We start from the raw sequence: 14,635 nt of genomic DNA, 5'->3' as shown, positions 1-14,635 counted from the left end.
AGGCTTTTTTTTATGCGGAAAATTGGACAGAGAAAAAGAGAAATTGCATGAGTGATCGCTGGCTACTGATAGTGACTGACGATATCAGGAATGCCTTTGAAAAAATATATGGTTCAGCGAATAATAAAACGAATGATGAACAGTATGAAGCATTTGCCAGTCGTTGGGGAGGTCTGAGTCTTAGCACTTTCCAGCGCGTCTTGCAGGAGGACGAGGGTGATGATCGTCTCTGCGCCATGTTTATGCTGGCTGATAACTTTTCTCCGACTATTCTCGATCCTTTCTTAACCAGTCAATGTGCGTCAGAACGCTTGATAAGCGCAATTATTTTAGGCACCAGGAAAGACGCACGCGCCTATCCTTATTTAGAAGCGTTACTATTGGAAGGTCTCTCTCTTGAGGAGCGTTCTCAAGCACAACAGAGCCAGCAGAAAGAGCCGCTTAAGCGTATTCGTTATGCGGATCGATTTCGTAGCCGGATCGTAAAGTTGCTTGCGGGTTGGGAGTCGCCGACCCTGGGAGAGAGATTGGTAGAATTGCTACAGGCTTTATGGCAAGTTGAGACGTCTGCCTTACCAGTCTACAGCGATGATGAATTGTATGGAACTATCTGGTATGCATTGGGGCAGCATGGAATGTTTGGAGCTCTCGAGAAGATTGATCTTCCTCAACCACTGTATTATATTGCTCAAGTTTACCTGGCATTAGGACATCAGAATGCCCAGGCCGATCCAACATTTATACGTACGATACTCCGAAATCCCGCCGTAGAGCATACGATTCGCTGCTTTCTCACTGATCATTTTCAGTACGGAGAAGAAGAGCAACAACTCTGCCTGCAAGCATTTCAACAAGAGCAGGCACATTTTCTCCAGTATAGAAAACAAAAAGAGAGCAGTACAGATAACGCAAAAGGGTCATTATCGTCTGGCTTAGCTTTCCAATCTACTTCAGTGCAATCAACTACAGACCAATCAACTAAAGACCAGTTGCCTCCCGAGAAGGTTATCCAGGTCAAACGCAGCTATCAATGTGTCTACAAAGGGCATTTTTTCCCTATTCTCAGCCTTTCCTGGTCGCCAGATAGTCAGAGACTGGCCTCTGGTGGAGCGGATGCGACAGTGCGGATCTGGGATAGTTGGACGGGATCGACCCGGACAGTCTTTCGAGAACACAGTGGCAGTGTCACAGCCGTTGCCTGGTCTCCTCGGGCTTCGTTGGTCGCCTCGAGCGGGGGGGACCAGCGTATTCTGGTCTGGGAGGCTGAATCAGGAGCACTGGTTACCAGCTATGAGCAGCACACCTCACTGATTGCGCATGCCCTGGCCTGGTCTCCTAATGGAGAACTGATTGCATCTGGCTCGTGGGATGGAAGCGTTCATATCTGGGAGGCGCGTACAGGGAAGACGCACTTCATTTATCGTGGACACCAGGGGATAGTCACAGCTTTAGCCTGGTCGCCGGATGGTAAAAAGATTGTGTCAGGTGGTGGTTATCCTGAATGCGCCGTTCACGTCTGGAATAGCACGACTGGCCGACACTCCGTCAACTATGCTGCCCACCGAGCAGATGGAAAAAAGAAACGGAACCAGTCCATCAGAGAACTTGAGAGCGAAGAGTGGCAGAGGGGGCCAAGTAGCGTGCGTAGTCTTGTCTGGTCGCCAAATGGATCGACCATCGCATCTGCGGGCCTGAGTTCGGTCCTGCGCGTCTGGAATGCCAGGAACGGTAAAGAAGTAGCATCAGGCATACTAGATTATGCGGACGGCCCATTAGCCTGGTCACGGGATAGCCGCGCGCTCCTGATTGCCAATAACACCAGTGTAGATGTCTGGAGCCTGGCTCAAGGGCGGATAGTCCAGAACTATGTCCTCCCAGGTCTGGCAAAGATCTATGCTCTGGCCTGTGCGCCTGATAATCAGTTGTTGGCCGCTGGTGATCAGCGGGGATTAGTAAGCGTCTGGCTGCGCTAAAAAAGGGAAGGGTGTGCGATCTATCCATAGGAAAGGAAGAGGGACTGTGAAGAGTATCACCTCTTTCTTTCCTTGATCAAATTAGCTTGATAAGCGCTTGACATTGTCAGGATAGCATGTTATAACTCTAAACGTACCCGAACAAATGAATAACAAAAAGCTTTGACAGGACGAGTAGTGGTTGCTCGATCGGACAGAGAGTAGATAACGGCTGAGAAGTCTACACGTTTACGGACCACGAAAAAGAACCTGAAGCTGCGAGAAGAAATCGTTCGAGAGCAAAAATGCTTTTAAGCAAAATGCTTTCACGAAAGTAGAACTACGCCGGAGACCTCCGTAAAAGGGTGCGAGTAGCAGGACTGTGGTCCTTATACTCCCTGAGGTTGTCTGCCGTGAGGCGGCAACGAATGAAGGTGGCAACACGAGAGTTTAACGCTCTTCGTCCTTATAGAGAAGGATGAAGGGCTTTTTTGTTTAGCCTTGAACTTGCCGGTATCGCGAACAGACACACGAGACAAACGCGAACATACACAATAGAATAGCACAAAGGCTTCGATGGGACGAGTAATGGAAGCTAGAGACCAGACAGAGAGCGAGCAGTTGGTGAGAAGCTCGTGTGGACTCCTCCATGAAAAAGACCCCTGATGCTGCGAGAAGAAATCGTTATACGCGAAAGTAAAGCTCTGCCGGTTCGCCCCCGTAAGCGGGCGCGTACAGTCAATGTCCTGTACACAGAGGCCCGGACCGAGAGGAAAGGGTAAATGAGGGTGGTACCACGAGAACGTTTCCGTTCTTCGTCCTTACAAAAGGAGGAAGAACGTTTTTTTTCAGCAAAAAACACGCGGTATTTACGGAATTATTGCTGCTTAGCTTTGAAATAATGGAGGAATAGACAGATGGCACAGCCAGCAAATTGTCCAGATTGCGATGCAGAAGTTGTTTTTGCGCCAAATACTATGGTTGGTGAGATCATTTTCTGTCCTGATTGCAACGCGGAGCTAGAAGTCACTAATGTAGAGCATCCTGAAGTAGCTCCTGCACCGCAGGTGGAGGAAGATTGGGGGGAGTAACCCTATGCGCCTGGCTATCCTGACCTCCCGCATTCGCGTGGAAGAAAAATTGTTGGTCGAAGCGTTACGACAACGCTCAATTGAGTTCGATATTATCGATGATGGTGAACTGCTGTTTGATCTGGCTCGGCCTGCTGCACGCTGGCAGAGCTACGATGCGGTCCTTTGCCGCAGCGTAAGCCAGTCCCGTGGTCTGGCAGTCTTGCAGGTATTAGAGCACTGGGGTGTTCCAGTCTTTAACTCAGCCGCTACGACTGCCACATGCAATGATAAGCTGATCACTACGCTGGCTCTGCTGCGAGCGGGTGTTCCTGTGCCACGCACAATGCTGGCCTTTGATGCTCCCCATGCTTTAGAGGGCATCGAAGAACTGGGGTATCCCGCAGTTCTCAAACCAGTTACCGGTTCCTGGGGACGTCTGCTGGCACGTGTCAATGATCGCGATGCCGCCGAGGCAATTCTTGAACATCAGGAGACGCTCGGATCGTACCAGCACCACATTCACTATATTCAGGAACACATCGAGAAGCCTCAGCGCGATATTCGTGCCTTCGTCATCGGAGGTCGTACCGCCTGCGCCATTTATCGAACGAGTGAGCATTGGGTAACAAATACGGCTCGCGGAGCCGTCACCAGCAATTGTCCTGTCACGCCGGAACTGGATAGTCTCTGTGTGCGCGCTGCCCAGGCCGTGGGTGGTGGCATCCTTGCAGTGGATGTGTTTGAAGATCCCGAACAGGGTCTGCTGGTCAATGAGATCAACGCCACGATGGAGTTCCGCAACAGCATTGCTCCCACAGGTGTTGATATCCCCCAATGCATGATTGATTATGTGCTGAGTCAGGTACGAGAAGAGGTCGCGATATGAGTCGGGTGAGAGTTTCCATTGTTGGAGGTTCCGGATATACAGGAGGAGAGCTGGCGAGAATCCTGCTCTTTCATCCACAGGTGGAACTGACACAGGTGGCATCGGGTGGTCATGCCGGACAGTTTCTACACAGCACTCACCCCAATCTGCGTAAGCTAACGACACTGCGTTATTGTCATCCAGATGACCTTACCTCTTGTGATGTCCTGTTTCTCTGCCTGCCACATGGAGCTTCGGCTGGCGCGATTGAACGGTATCGCGGTCTGGCTCCTCGTATCATTGATCTCTCGGCAGATTTTCGGTTGCGCTCACCTGAACTGTATGCACGCTGGTATGGACATGAACATAGTGTGCCCGCGCTACTGAGCGAAGCAGTGTACGGCCTCCCCGAACTGCATCGAGCTGAACTGGCAGAGGCAACGCTTGTGAGTGGGACGGGCTGTTCCGCCACAACAGCGATTCTGGGTCTGGCCCCTCTCTATCGAGCGGGCATTGTGAATCAGCAGTTGCCACTGGTCGTAGAGGCCAAATTCGGCTCATCTGCCGCTGGAGCGACGCCGGGCGCTGGCAGTCATCACCCCGATCGCAGTGGAGCGGTTCGCTCCTTTGAGCCAACAGGTCATCGCCACAGTGCTGAACTGATTCAAGAGCTCGGATTGCTCAGTCACGGTGCAAACTTACAGCAGACAGTGGCCTTTTCAGCCACAGCAATTGAGCTCGTTCGTGGAATCCTGGTGACGGCCCATGTCTTTACTTCCGAACGCATCGAAGAGAAAGCATTGTGGAAGATCTATCGCGAGGCCTATGGCCGTGAGCCCTTTATTCGTCTGGTGAAAGAGAAGACTGGAGTCTATCGCTATCCAGAGCCCAAGATTCTCGCTGGCAGCAACTTCTGTGATATTGGCTTTGAAGTTGATGCTGATCAGCAGCGCATCGTCGTCATTGCAGCCCTGGATAATCTGATGAAAGGGGCAGCTGGAAACGGCGTGCAGGTACTGAATAGTATGTTTGGTTGGGATGAGACAGTGGGTCTGAGCTTCCCCGGCCTGCATCCCGTCTAAGCCCAGTTTATTCAAGAAGAGCACTGTAAAGAAGCTATTTACGATAGAGAGGAACGGAGCACACTATGACACTGGTAGTGAAAATTGGCGGCGGCGCAGGGGTCGCTACAGAGAATATCGTGCGAGAGATTGCCCAGTTAGTAGCTAATGGCGAGCGAGTCGTCCTGGTTCATGGTGGCTCTGATCTCACCAATACACTCTCCGAGCAGTTGAACCATCCAATGAAGATGATTACCTCTCCCAGTGGGATGACCAGCCGCTATACGGATGCTGAGACGCTACGCATTTTCTCGATGGCTGTTGCGGGCCAGATCAATACCGATCTGGTGGCTCAACTTCAGCGCCAGGGTGTCAATGCCTTTGGCATGGCTGGTGTCGATGGCCGCCTCCTGGTCGCTCGTCGCAAAGCAGTCGTCCGTTCGGTAACACCTGAAGGGCGGGTCCAGATCCTCCGCGACGACTATACAGGACAGATCGAACAGGTAAATAGCACGCTCCTTGAGACGCTCTTAGATGCTGGCTATACACCAGTGATTGCCCCTCTCGCCTTGAGCCATGAGGGAGAGCGACTGAACGTGGATGGTGATCGAGCCGCTGCGGCGATTGCCTCCGCTCTGCACGCTGAATCTCTGGTCATTATGACAAATGTGGTTGGACTGCTTGCTGATCCGCAGGACGCCAGCACATTGATCCCTCGCATTCCTGCCGCAGAGCTTGAAAGCTATATGCAGTATGCCAAAGGGCGGATGCGCAAAAAATTATTAGGTGCCCAGGAAGCGCTGCAAGGTGGCGTCACCCGTGTCTGCATCGGCAGTCAGTCGTTACAAGAAGTTTTGAACGGGGCTGGCACAGCGATTGGTCAGAATACGCCATCTACGGCCCCGATAAGCGCGCCTGCTGAGCTACAGGCAGTTCCGTTTCGCGAGATGGTCTCGTTGTAGAGCGAGGAGCAGGAAGGAGTATCCCAAAGATGAGCACAATTATAGATGTGGAGAATACGTATACGAGTGGTGTGTACGGTAAGCGCCCGGTAGCTATCGTACGAGGAAAGGGTGCTTTACTGTGGGATGCCGAGGGGCGCGAATATATCGATTGCGCAGCTGGTCATGGTGTCGCCAATATTGGACACGGACGACCGGAGATTGCCGCCGCGCTGGCAGCTCAGGCTCAGCGCCTGATCACCTGCCCTGAGATTGTGTATAACGATGTGCGTGCTCAATTACTGCAACGTTTAATTGAGATCACACCTGAAGGCCTGACGCATGCCTTCCTCTGCAATAGTGGAACGGAAGCCGTTGAAGGGGCACTTAAATTTGCTCGCCTGGCGACGGGACGTACAGGGATTGTCGCGACCCTGCGAGGTTTTCATGGTCGCAGTATGGGTGCTCTCTCAACCACCTGGGAAAAGAGCTATCGCGAGCCCTTTGCTCCACTTATTCCTGACGTCAAGCATATTCGCTACAACGATCTTGCCGCCGCTGAAGCCGCGATCACAGAGCAGACTGCAGCCATTATCATCGAACTTGTGCAGGCCGAGGGCGGCGTCCATGTGCCTCAGGCGGACTACCTGGCTGGTCTGGCTGCCCTTTGTCGCGAGCGGGGAGCGCTCTTGATTGTTGATGAGATTCAGACGGGCTTTGGTCGTACAGGAGCTCTCTTCGCCTGTAATCACTATAATCTTCAGCCAGATATCCTCTGTCTGGCTAAATCCCTTGCTGGTGGAGTCCCGATGGGAGCGATCTGTCTGGGCCAGCGCGTCATGGAGAGCGGTCGAATTACCAAAGGAGCACATGGAAGCACCTTTGGTGGAAATCCGCTGGCCTGTGCCGCCTCTCTTGCGACCATTGACATCTTTGAGCGAGAGCAACTGGCTCCGCGAGCAGCAGCTCTGAGCACTCAGGTGTTTGAGCGCCTTCGCTCATGGCGCTCACCGCTTATTCGCGAAGTGCGCGGTCAGGGTCTCCTGATCGGTATTGAGCTCACCAAACGGGTTCAGCCCTATTTAGAGGCGCTCTGCGAGCGTGGAGTCTTAGCCTTACCAGCCGGACCTACCGTTCTGCGCCTGCTTCCCCCTCTGGTTATTAGTGAGGAGCAGATCAACCGAGCTCTAGATATCGTCGCCGACGTGCTGGGAATTCAAGAGACAGTAGAGACCACTCAGATTGATAATCCTGAGAGCGAGAGCATTACCCCCGAGGTCGCGCTTCTACAGAGTATGTTGACGATCTCCAGCCTCTCTGGTCAGGAGCACTCATTGGCCCACTACCTGGCCGAACAGGCTCGTAGTATGGGGTTACATGCCTCCGTCGACGAGGTTGGAAACTTCGTGGCGAGCACGCATGAGGACAGTACGAACACACAACCGGTTGTGCTATTAGGCCATATGGATACCGTCCCTGGTAACATTCCAGTGCGAATTGAGAATGGCATCCTGCATGGACGAGGCGCAGTTGATGCAAAGGGACCATTGGCAGCCTTCATCTGTGCCACGGCCCGGCTTGCTCAACATGGTCTACCTGAGCGACCAGTAGTTGTCGTTGGCGCTGTCGAGGAGGAGGCGGCGACCTCGAAAGGTGCGCGTGGCGTCGTCAATCGTTATCAGCCGAGCGCCTGCATCATTGGCGAGCCCAGTAGTAGCGAGGGAGTCACAATTGGTTATAAAGGTCGCCTGCTCGTTGAGGGCTGCGTCAGTCTCCCTTCGAGCCACAGCGCAGGCCCCGAGCGCAGTAGTAACGAGATCGCCGCGCATTTCTGGGAACAGGTGCGCCAGCACGCAGCCACATGGAATGCTGAGCATGCTGGTAACTCGGCCTTTGCCTCGCTCCAGCCCTCTCTGCGCAGCATCAATAGTACGCAAGATGGCATGGAGAATCAGACCCACTTTCTGATTGGCTATCGGCTGCCGCCCGGCATAGAGATTGCCGAACTACGGCACCAGCTTCAGGCCTGGGCTTACGCCGACGAGATCACACTGACGATCTACGGAGAAGAGCAACCTTTTCAGAGTAATCGAAGCACACCCGTGGCTCGAGCCTTTATGAAAGCCATCCGTGGAACTGGTGGCAAGGTCACCTTTAAAAATAAGACCGGTACTTCCGATATGAACGTGGTGGGACCAGTGTGGGGAGAGAACATCGTCGCTTACGGACCAGGAGACTCGCGCCTGGATCACACACCAGAAGAACAGATCAGCGTCGCCGAGTATACTCACGCTATCGAAGTCCTTGAAGTAGTGTTGAGCGAACTGACAGCGCAAAGGGAGATCACGTTATGAGAAAGCTAGATATTCTGGACTCGACTTTGCGCGAGGGGGAGCAATATATTAAAACCTACTTCACTCAGGAGCAGCGTTTAATGATTGCTCGCCTGTTAGATGCGCTAGGGGTCGCCTTTATTGAAGTTCCATCGCCGATTGCGTCTCCGGAGACACATGAGGCCGTTGAAGCCATCTGTGCACTGAACCTGCGTTCAAAGATTGTGGCTCATGTCCGCTGTGTTGAGGCTGATGTGCAGGCCGCCCTGGAGACCCCAGTCTATGGGCTTAATCTCTTCTACGGAACATCAAGCGAGCTGCGCTCATTCAGTCATGGCCGTCGCATTGACCAGATCAAGCAGGATGCCGTCCCTTTGATCCACGCCATTCGCGCGGCAGGACGGTATGTGCGGTTCTCGGCTGAGGATGCCTTCCGCAGCGATCTTGTTGATCTCCTGACCGTCTTTGACGCAGTTGTAGAAGCGGGTGTTGATCGGATCGGCCTTCCTGATACGGTTGGCATTGCCACTCCACGTCAGGTTGAGAGGCTGCTCCATCTCATCTCCAGCCGCTATCCACATGTGGGCATTGAGTTTCATGGCCACAACGACACCGGCTGTGCAATTGCCAACACTATTGGCGCCTTCGAAGGCGGAGCCGATTGTCTGGATGTCACCGTTCTGGGCATTGGAGAGCGGAACGGCATTGCATCCCTGAGTGGAATTATTGCGCAACTATATATTCACTATCCTGACCTGTTGGCTGGTTATGATCTGACACGCTTAGCTGAGATTGATGAATACGTCTCACAAACATTAGGAGTGCCAATCCCCTTTAACATGCCCATCACGGCTCCTAATGCCTTTACGCATCGAGCAGGCGTGCATACCAAAGCGGTCCTTCAGAATCCGCGCGCTTATGAAGTCCTCGATCCTGATGACTTTGGGCTGACGCGGCATGTAGATGTGGGATCGCGCTATACAGGTCGGCATGCGGTTGGTCATCGAGCCAGTACCCTGGGACTCCAACTTACAAACGAAGAACTTGTACAGTTGACTCAGGCCCTGAAAAAGCATGCCGAACGTGGGGCATTAAAAAGTGAAGAAGTTGATATGTTTATTCATACATGGTACCAAGAGAAAGGATCACTGGTATGGGAACGCTAGCTGAAGAGATTTTTAGTCACAAATTGGGGCGTCCAGTCAAGGCAGGTGATACAGTCGTTGTCGAAGTTGATCATGTGATGAGCCACGATACCACGACTCCGCTTGCTATTCAAGCCTTCCGCAAACTGGCGCAGAAGAATGGCGGCAAGGTCTTTGATCGCTCGCGTGCTCATCTGGTCTTCGACCATATCGTACCAGCTTCAACGATTGCTGCTGCCAGCCTTCAGCGCGAGGTACGGACTTTCGCCAAAGAGCAGGACCTGCCAATCTTACAAGAGGGCATCTGCCATCAGGTTATGCCAGAGAAAGGCTTTGTGCTTCCAGGTACCGTCATCGTTGGAGCCGATAGCCACTCCTGTACCTACGGAGCCTTTGGGGCCTTTGGAACAGGGATGGGCTCGACAGACATCGCCGTTGCTTATGCCACAGGTCGCAGCTGGTTCCGCATTCCTGAGACCATCAATGTTCACCTGACGGGAACCTTGCAACCAGGTGTGTATGCCAAAGACGTCTCTTTGGAGATTGTCCGCCGCCTGGGTGTCGATGGAGCCAACTATCGGGCGATCGAATACACAGGAGAAGTCATCGAACGGTTCTCAATGAGCGAACGTATGACCTTCAGCAATATGGCGATCGAGATGGGAGGCAAAGCTGGTCTGATTGCTGCCGATGAGACCACACGTGAATGGTTGCGTGGCCGTACCGATAAAGAGTACACCATTGTTAAAGCCCACAATCCACGTTATGAGCAGGTGCTTGAGATTGATGTCACAGACCTGAAACCGCTTGTTGCCTGCCCACCCGATGTGAATATCGTCCATCCAGCTGAAGAGGTTGAGAACATTCAGATCGATCAGGTTTTCCTGGGAACCTGCACCAATGGTCGTCTGGACGATCTAGAGATTGCAGCCAATATGTTGCGTGGACGAAAGATCAGCCCGAATCTGCGTATGGTCGTTATTCCGGCCTCGCGTGAGATCTATCTTGAAGCGATGCGCCGTGGCTATCTGGAGATCTTTGCTGAGGCTGGCGCTTCCGTAGGTACTCCTGGCTGTGGACCCTGCATTGGCCGCCACTTTGGTGTGCTGGCTCCTGGTGAGCGTGCTTTGACAACCATGAACCGCAACTTTACCGGTCGCATGGGCGATCCTACGGCTGAGATCTATCTGGGAAGCCCTGCCACTGTGACCGCTACTGCGTTGACTGGTCATATCACCGATCCTCGTACGATCCTCCAGTCTGAACTGGTATTGAGCGAAGCAAACTAACGAGATACGTGTGAGGAACCTGCACAACGAGGTTCCTCTCTACGATAAGCAAGTATTGAAAGGACCAGAACGACCATGGGACGTGTTTGGAAACTTGGCGATAATATCAACACTGATGTCATTATTCCTGGACGCTACAATGTCACAACCGATCGAACGCAGCTTGCAAAATATTGTCTGTGCGAGGTCTACCCTGATTTTTCCTCTCAGTCCAAGCCTGGGGATATCTTGATGGGTGGCCATAACTTTGGCTGTGGTTCATCACGTGAGCATGCGCCCTCCTCGATCCTTGGAAACGAAGTGAAAGTGGTGATTGCTCGGAGCTTTGCTCGTATCTTTTATCGCAATGCCGTCAACATTGGTCTCCCAGTGTTGATCTGCGAAGAGGCCGTCCTCAACACCGAGAGCGGTCAGGAGCTCGACGTCAATCTGGAGACAGGCGAGATCCGCAATCTGACGACTGGCCGGAGCTTCCAGTCCGAGCCTCTTGATCCCTTTATCGCAAAGATAGTAGCAGCCGGCGGCATCATTAATTATATCGAATCTCAGAATGGACAACTTGTTTACTAAACAGGTCAGATATTCAACACATCATAGTCGGTAACATCAAAAAAAGAGGCAGGCGACTGTCCCCGGTTGATGTTACCGCTCCCATTAAAACAAGCAGTAGAAGCTCGGCTTTTTGTCCTGATTGAGAGGGCTAAAAGCCGTTTTTGACTTTTATTCGCAACGAAAATTCGTGCGAAGATTCCAGAAGACTCCATAGGAAAGTACCAACAATGATAAGAAGAACATTCTCCACACAGCCAACGGTCTGCGTGATTCCTGGTGATGATGCAATGCCCGAAGTTATGGCCCCAACCGTCGCCCTTCTGCGTCGATTAGTGCCAGAGATTCGCTTTGTTGAAGCCATCTGTGGACGAGAGGCTCAGGCTCAGTATGGAACCCCATTCCCGGATGTGACGCGTGAGGCCATTGATAACGCCGATTGCACACTGTTTGGCGCGAGCGGTGGACCCAGCCGGCCAATCTTATGGTATCTCCGCTGGCACAAAGAGACCTTTATCAACGTTCGTCCAGTGCGCTGGTATCCTGGTTATAACAGCCCGCTACGCAATCCTGAACGTGTAGATTATGTCATTGCCCGCGATAACCTCGAAGGCATGTATCCTCCACGCGAGGGGGATATTGCCGAACTGTCAACCCTTGCCAGTAGCAGCTCCTGGTGGCTACCCGTACCAACCGATAAAGCAGGCGCTTATTCATTGAAGGTCAATACCGACGAGCAGATGGAGCGTGTCGCTAATTATGCATGTGAATTGGCTCTTCAGCGTAAGGCCGCTGGTTATCCAGGAAAGGTCACGTTAGGAGCGAAATATTCTATTCAACCGAAGACCGATGGCCGCCTGCGCACCCTGGTCAAAGCGGCTGTAGCGGCTCATCCCGGCCTTAGCTACGAAGAGTATTTGATTGACGATATGGCAAGGCGTCTGGTAGCGGCTCCAGAAGCATTGGATGTCGTACTTCTAGGCAACGAACATGGTGATATTCTGGCGGATGTCTCCAGTGGAACGATCGGTGGATTGGGACTTTCACCCAGTGGCTGCTATGGAGAGAAGTACGCCTACTTCGAGCCAGTGCATGGCTCGGCCCCCGATATTGCAGGCAAAGGGATTATCAATCCAACCGCCATGATCCTTACAGGAGGGTTGCTGCTTGATTACCTGGGGTATAATGAACAGGCAGAGACATTAGCTGGAGCTGTCGCGCAGGTGTATCGTGAGGGGCGTGTTCTCCCAGTTGATCAAGGTGGTCGAGCCAGCACCTCTGAATTTGTATTCGCAGTCCAGGATTACCTGCCAGCTTAAACGGAATCGTCACTATGTAGCAGCGACATCTATCTGAATAGAGATTGCAGCCGCCTCAAACCTGAGCCTTTCAGCCAGTTTGGGGCTATCTGGCTGATTGTTATATCTGTGGAAAGTATTGCTTACCACCTGTGTTATACAATGGAGGGTGGGCAATAGCGCTGACCTGACCTGACCTGACCGTTGCCAGAGCCGATTGCAGTAAAGACAGAACCTTGTTATCGTAGAGATGCGTCATTTTTCACGACAAGTGGGGAGCCCAATAGCAAATATTCCTTGATAGAAAGGACTATTGCCCGCCAAACTGGTACAATAAGCAACGAAATGCATAGACACTCTGCGAGCAATTTTTATTGGAGATTTGAAGATATGAAAGCTGATTGGGTAACAAAGATAGCCGACCGTGTAGAAGAGAATGTTCGACAGAATAAAGGTGAGAATGCCACGGTCGTCTGTGCTTCGGGCATCAGCCCCTCAGGTCCTATCCATCTGGGTAACTTGCGTGAGATTATGACTGTTCATCTGGTTGCTGAAGAGCTCCGTTCCCGTGGTTGGACCGTTGACCATATTCATTCCTGGGATGATTATGATCGCCTGCGGAAAGTACCAAAAGGAGTCTCAGAGGAGTATGCACAATATATTGGCTCACCCTATTCAGATATTCCTGACCCATTTGGGGAATACGATTCTTACGCGACACGCTATATCAGCGATCTTGTCGATAGCCTGACAAAATTAGGTATTCATCCTCGCTATATTCGCCAGTCTGAGGCCTATCGCCGAGGTGATTATGTTGAACAGATCAAGCAGGCCATGCGTAATCGCCTGGACATTTTTGATACGCTGGCCGAATATCAGAATCTCGAGGGGCAGAAACAGACGCTAGAAGAGCGCCGCAATGCGTATTATCCCTTCAAAGTCTATTGCGACCAATGCCATAAAGATATCACTCGCGTGACCGCTTATGAGGATGAGACCGCCCGTATTACCTACACCTGCGATAACTGTGGTCACAATGATTCCTATAGTCTTTATGATAAAGTAGAGGGAAAGCTGGTCTGGAAAGTGGACTGGCCGATGCGTTGGAGCTTTGAGAAGGTAGATTTCGAGCCTGGTGGTGAGGATCATTCTTCTCCGGGGAGTAGTTATACTGTTGGTCAGCGGATCGTGAAAGAGGTCTATGGCTGGCAGGCTCCTTACTTTGTTGGTTACGCCTTCGTTGGCATGGGTGGACGTTCAAAGATCTCGAGCTCAGCAGGGACAAGCGCCACCGTCTCTTCGGCTCTGGCGATTATCGAGCCTGCGATTCTGCGCTGGCTGTATGCTCGTCGTGCGAACAATCAGGCGTTTGATATCGATTATGGGCAGGGGCTGTTGCGTCTGTATGAAGAGTGGGATGGTCTGGTGCGGCAGATCAATAAAGGCGTAGCGAGTGAGGTCAACGCGAAGCTCTTCGAACGTGCCACGCATACGGTAAGCGAAGAGATCTCCTATGCCAAAAATACGATTCCTTTCCCTGTCCTGACCTCTGTATTGGATGTGACTCAGGCCAATGAGGAGCAGCTCCTGCGCATTGCTTCTCAGCAGTTAAATGCTGCCGAGGGTCAAGATGTGACGCGTGAGCAACTGGAGCCACGTTTCACCTGTGCGCTTAATTGGGTCACAAACTACCTGCCTGATGATGAGCGGACACACATCAATAGTGAATTCAATGACGAGGCCTTTGCCAATTTCAATGCAGAGGATCAGGCCAGTATTCAGATGCTGGCTGAGCGTCTTGAGAGTTCCTGGAATCTGGCAGCGATTACAGAATTGATGTACAGTATTCCAAAAATTGTTCGTGGACTTCCTGTAGATGCTGCTCCAACCAATGAACTGAAGCAGGCGCAGCGCTCTTTCTTCATTGCCATCTATATGCTCATCTGTGGTACAGATACAGGACCACGCATTCCCACGCTCCTCCTCTCAATTGGGAAAGAGCGTGCCAGGCTCCTGCTCACTCCTTCCAGGAATGGCGACAATGGTCAGAGTGCGTACGAGTTAACTGCGCACTAGCACATGTTGTCTGCCCTCCATGCAGGCTCTCCATTAGCCGTTGAAATGTTATC

11 protein-coding genes are annotated in these 14,635 nt (G+C 52.1%); all 11 read left to right on the top strand.

Features of this window, described 5'->3' with window-relative positions; genetic code table 11:
- Window positions 1–47 precede the first annotated feature (47 nt).
- The 11 genes from EL628_RS17585 (at window position 48) to lysS (ending at window position 14,582) form a co-directional block, all read left to right on the top strand.
- On the top strand, window positions 48–1,973 hold the full coding sequence (locus EL628_RS17585; protein ID WP_126581221.1) for a WD40 repeat domain-containing protein: 1,926 nt from the start codon (window positions 48–50) through the stop codon (window positions 1,971–1,973).
- Between the two features lie 896 nt (window positions 1,974–2,869).
- Entirely contained in the window at window positions 2,870–3,043 is a 174-nt protein-coding gene (locus tag EL628_RS17580) for a lysine biosynthesis protein LysW (protein WP_126581220.1), read from the top strand.
- 4 nt (window positions 3,044–3,047) lie between these two features.
- Window positions 3,048–3,911 (top strand): lysine biosynthesis protein LysX, encoded by an 864-nt coding sequence (gene lysX / locus EL628_RS17575; RefSeq protein ID WP_126581219.1) that lies wholly within the window; start codon window positions 3,048–3,050, stop codon window positions 3,909–3,911.
- Window positions 3,908–4,972, top strand: a complete 1,065-nt coding sequence (gene argC / locus EL628_RS17570) for an N-acetyl-gamma-glutamyl-phosphate reductase (protein WP_126581218.1) — start codon at window positions 3,908–3,910, stop codon at window positions 4,970–4,972. The genes lysX and argC overlap by 4 nt, the downstream gene beginning before the upstream one ends.
- A 65-nt stretch (window positions 4,973–5,037) precedes the next feature.
- Complete coding sequence (locus EL628_RS17565; RefSeq protein WP_126581217.1) at window positions 5,038–5,913, top strand: [LysW]-aminoadipate kinase; 876 nt, start codon at window positions 5,038–5,040, stop codon at window positions 5,911–5,913.
- 29 nt (window positions 5,914–5,942) lie between these two features.
- Window positions 5,943–8,246: a [LysW]-lysine hydrolase gene (locus EL628_RS30360; protein ID WP_126581216.1), complete on the top strand. Its 2,304-nt coding sequence runs from the start codon at window positions 5,943–5,945 to the stop codon at window positions 8,244–8,246.
- Window positions 8,243–9,391, top strand: coding sequence for a LeuA family protein (locus EL628_RS17555; RefSeq protein ID WP_126581215.1), 1,149 nt, complete (start codon window positions 8,243–8,245; stop codon window positions 9,389–9,391). The genes EL628_RS30360 and EL628_RS17555 overlap by 4 nt, the downstream gene beginning before the upstream one ends.
- Window positions 9,379–10,659, top strand: coding sequence for a 3-isopropylmalate dehydratase large subunit (locus tag EL628_RS17550; protein ID WP_126581214.1), 1,281 nt, complete (start codon window positions 9,379–9,381; stop codon window positions 10,657–10,659). The genes EL628_RS17555 and EL628_RS17550 overlap by 13 nt, the downstream gene beginning before the upstream one ends.
- A 75-nt stretch (window positions 10,660–10,734) precedes the next feature.
- Window positions 10,735–11,229 (top strand): 3-isopropylmalate dehydratase small subunit, encoded by a 495-nt coding sequence (locus EL628_RS17545; RefSeq protein WP_126581213.1) that lies wholly within the window; start codon window positions 10,735–10,737, stop codon window positions 11,227–11,229.
- Window positions 11,230–11,438: 209 nt separating this feature from the next.
- Window positions 11,439–12,527 (top strand): isocitrate/isopropylmalate family dehydrogenase, encoded by a 1,089-nt coding sequence (locus EL628_RS17540; protein ID WP_126581212.1) that lies wholly within the window; start codon window positions 11,439–11,441, stop codon window positions 12,525–12,527.
- A 369-nt stretch (window positions 12,528–12,896) separates the two neighbouring features.
- A complete protein-coding gene (gene lysS / locus EL628_RS17535; RefSeq protein WP_161975575.1) occupies window positions 12,897–14,582 on the top strand; it encodes a lysine--tRNA ligase in 1,686 nt (561 codons plus the stop codon).
- Window positions 14,583–14,635: the final 53 nt, after the last annotated feature.

This window comes from Tengunoibacter tsumagoiensis, assembly GCF_003967535.1.
Taxonomy (GTDB): domain Bacteria; phylum Chloroflexota; class Ktedonobacteria; order Ktedonobacterales; family Ktedonobacteraceae; genus Tengunoibacter; species Tengunoibacter tsumagoiensis.
This window is presented reverse-complemented; position numbering and strand designations above follow the sequence as displayed.

What these genes read in the sequence shown, in the direction of transcription:
- EL628_RS17585 (WP_126581221.1), top strand. Translation starts at nt 48, where the DNA reads ATGAGTGATCGCTGGCTACTGATAGTGACTGACGATATCAGGAATGCC.
- EL628_RS17580 (WP_126581220.1), top strand. Translation starts at nt 2,870, where the DNA reads ATGGCACAGCCAGCAAATTGTCCAGATTGCGATGCAGAAGTTGTTTTT.
- lysX (WP_126581219.1), top strand. Translation starts at nt 3,048, where the DNA reads ATGCGCCTGGCTATCCTGACCTCCCGCATTCGCGTGGAAGAAAAATTG.
- argC (WP_126581218.1), top strand. Translation starts at nt 3,908, where the DNA reads ATGAGTCGGGTGAGAGTTTCCATTGTTGGAGGTTCCGGATATACAGGA.
- EL628_RS17565 (WP_126581217.1), top strand. Translation starts at nt 5,038, where the DNA reads ATGACACTGGTAGTGAAAATTGGCGGCGGCGCAGGGGTCGCTACAGAG.
- EL628_RS30360 (WP_126581216.1), top strand. Translation starts at nt 5,943, where the DNA reads ATGAGCACAATTATAGATGTGGAGAATACGTATACGAGTGGTGTGTAC.
- EL628_RS17555 (WP_126581215.1), top strand. Translation starts at nt 8,243, where the DNA reads ATGAGAAAGCTAGATATTCTGGACTCGACTTTGCGCGAGGGGGAGCAA.
- EL628_RS17550 (WP_126581214.1), top strand. Translation starts at nt 9,379, where the DNA reads ATGGGAACGCTAGCTGAAGAGATTTTTAGTCACAAATTGGGGCGTCCA.
- EL628_RS17545 (WP_126581213.1), top strand. Translation starts at nt 10,735, where the DNA reads ATGGGACGTGTTTGGAAACTTGGCGATAATATCAACACTGATGTCATT.
- EL628_RS17540 (WP_126581212.1), top strand. Translation starts at nt 11,439, where the DNA reads ATGATAAGAAGAACATTCTCCACACAGCCAACGGTCTGCGTGATTCCT.
- lysS (WP_161975575.1), top strand. Translation starts at nt 12,897, where the DNA reads ATGAAAGCTGATTGGGTAACAAAGATAGCCGACCGTGTAGAAGAGAAT.